We start from the raw sequence: 2,212 nt of genomic DNA, 5'->3' as shown, positions 1-2,212 counted from the left end.
GCAGTGGCGGCGCGAGACACGCCGCTGCTGCTCGGCATCATTCTCACCAGCGCCATTCTGGTTGTCGTGATCAACCTTCTCGTCGACATCGCCTACGCCTTCCTCGATCCGCGCGTCGGCGCCAACGAGGCGAGCGCGTGAACCCGCTTCGCCGCTTTCTTCGGGCGCCGGAAGCGATCGCCGGCGCGATCATCCTGGTGGCGCTGTTTGCCATCGCGCTGTCGGCGTCGGTGTTCTTCCCCGGCGATCCGCAGGCCATTGCCGGGCCGGCATTGCTGCCGCCCTTTCAGGACTGGTCGCTGCCGCTCGGCACCGACCGGCTCGGCCGTGACGTGCTGGCCGAACTTTTCCACGGCGCACGCACCTCGCTGGCAGTCGGGCTGGCGGCGGCAGCCGCAGCCATTGCCGTCGGCGCGATAGTCGGCACGCTGGCCGGCTTTACCGGCGGCCTCGTCGACGAAGTCCTCATGCGCATCACTGACGCCTTCCAGACCGTGCCGAGCTTCCTGCTGGCGCTGGCTTTCGTCAGCGTCGTCGGGCCATCGCTCGGCGTCGTCGTCGCGGCGATAGCGCTCGGCGCATGGACCGGTCCGGCGCGCGTAGCGCGAGCCGAAGTGCTGTCGATCCGCGAGCGCGATTTTGTCGCCGGCGCCCGCGTCATCGGCATGCATCCGCTGGAGATCGCCTTTCGCGAAGTGCTGCCCAACGCATTGCCGCCGGTGCTGGCATTGTCGTCGGTGATCGTCGCCGCGGCGATCCTTACTGAAGCGGCATTGTCCTTCCTCGGTCTCGGCGACCCGAACCGCATGACCTGGGGCGGCATGATCGCCGAAGGTCGCGCCGTGCTGCGCACCGCGCCCTTCCTGTCGATCATTCCGGGCGTAGCGCTCGTGCTGACCGTGCTCGGCGTCTATCTCGCCGGCGAAGGCGTCGTCGAAACGACAGCGATGAGGAGGAGCCTGTCGTGACGGCACTGCTTTCGATCCGCGATTTGACGGTGAGCTATCGCCGCGATGGCGCCGAGGTGGCGGCGCTTAAACATGTCAACCTCGATGTCGCCGCCGGCGAGCGCCTCGCCATCATCGGCGAGAGCGGCTCGGGCAAGAGCACGCTGGCGCTGGCCATCGCCGGGCTGCTGCCGGCTTCCTCCAGGATTGACGGCTGCCTTGACTGGTTTTTGCCATCGTCGCCATCCGTTGGTGCCAAGGCACCCCACTCTGAGGGGGGTGTGAAAGAACGCCAGCCATCCGAATTCATTACCCGGTCCACCCACACCCCCCTCGGCGGCCGCGACATTGGCTTCGTCTTCCAGGACCCCTCGGCCAGCCTCGATCCGGTGATGTCGGTCGGCGAGCAGATCGCGGAAGTTGCGCACACGCATCTCCGCCTTACTTGGCCGCAATCCTATGCTTGGGCAAAAACCCTGCTCGAACGCGTCTGCCTGTTCGATCCCGATGCTGCCTTGCGCGCCTATCCGCACCAGCTTTCCGGCGGCCAGAAGCAGCGCGTAGCGATCGCCGGCGCGATCGCGGCAGGTCCGAAACTGCTGATCGCCGATGAGGCGACCAGCGCGTTGGACACCATCGTGCAGGCCGAGATCGTCGCGCTGATCCGACAATTGGTGGCCGAGGACGGGATGACGCTGCTGTTCGTCAGCCACGACATCGCGCTGGCCACCGAGCTGGCCGAGCGCATCGCCGTGTTCCGGCACGGCGAGCTGGTCGAGCTCGGTGCGACGGCGCAGATCATTGCTGGCCCGCGCCACGCCTACACAAGAGCGCTGCTCGATGCTCATCTCGGCCTCGACGCCGAACCAATGCTGCGGCCGGCAGGAGCATCGAGGTGAGCCGTCCATTGCTGGCTGTTTGCGGCCTGACCAAACGATATCGTCGCGGCGGCAAGACAATCGCCGCCGTCGATGATGTTTCCTTCGACATCGAGCCCGGCGAGACGCTGGCACTGGCCGGGCCTTCCGGCAGCGGCAAGTCGACCATCGCGCGGCTGCTGCTGCGACTGATCGAATCGGACGCCGGCCGCATCGAGTTCGAAGGCGGCGATTTCCTGTCCCTGAGCGGCGCTGCCTTGCGCGCCCGGCGTGCTCGTCTGCAAATGGTATTTCAGGACCCGCTCGCCGCCTTCAACCCACGCGCCACCGTCGCTCGCGTGCTCGACGATCCGCTGCGGATCCATGGCATCGCGACCCGATCAGAAC

Annotated in this window: 3 protein-coding genes and 1 pseudogene; all 4 read left to right on the top strand. The window is 66.9% G+C overall.

Annotated elements, in window-relative coordinates; translation table 11 throughout:
- Positions 1-141, top strand: a pseudogene (locus tag EOA86_RS40805) (ABC transporter permease); the annotation flags it as partial.
- A complete protein-coding gene (locus tag EOA86_RS31640) occupies positions 138-968 on the top strand; it encodes an ABC transporter permease (RefSeq protein ID WP_128345198.1) in 831 nt (276 codons plus the stop codon). The pseudogene EOA86_RS40805 and the gene EOA86_RS31640, both read left to right, overlap by 4 nt.
- Complete coding sequence (locus EOA86_RS31635; protein ID WP_164892184.1) at positions 965-1,846, top strand: ABC transporter ATP-binding protein; 882 nt, start codon at positions 965-967, stop codon at positions 1,844-1,846. The genes EOA86_RS31640 and EOA86_RS31635 overlap by 4 nt, the downstream gene beginning before the upstream one ends.
- The coding region (locus tag EOA86_RS31630) for an ATP-binding cassette domain-containing protein (RefSeq protein ID WP_128345196.1) at positions 1,843-2,212 on the top strand (370 nt) is incomplete at its 3' end. The genes EOA86_RS31635 and EOA86_RS31630, both read left to right, overlap by 4 nt.

This window comes from Mesorhizobium sp. M5C.F.Ca.IN.020.32.2.1 (genome assembly GCF_004023105.1).
GTDB lineage: Bacteria > Pseudomonadota > Alphaproteobacteria > Rhizobiales > Rhizobiaceae > Mesorhizobium > Mesorhizobium wenxiniae.
Note: the sequence above shows the minus strand (reverse complement) of the source record. Positions and strands in the feature narration are given on the sequence as shown.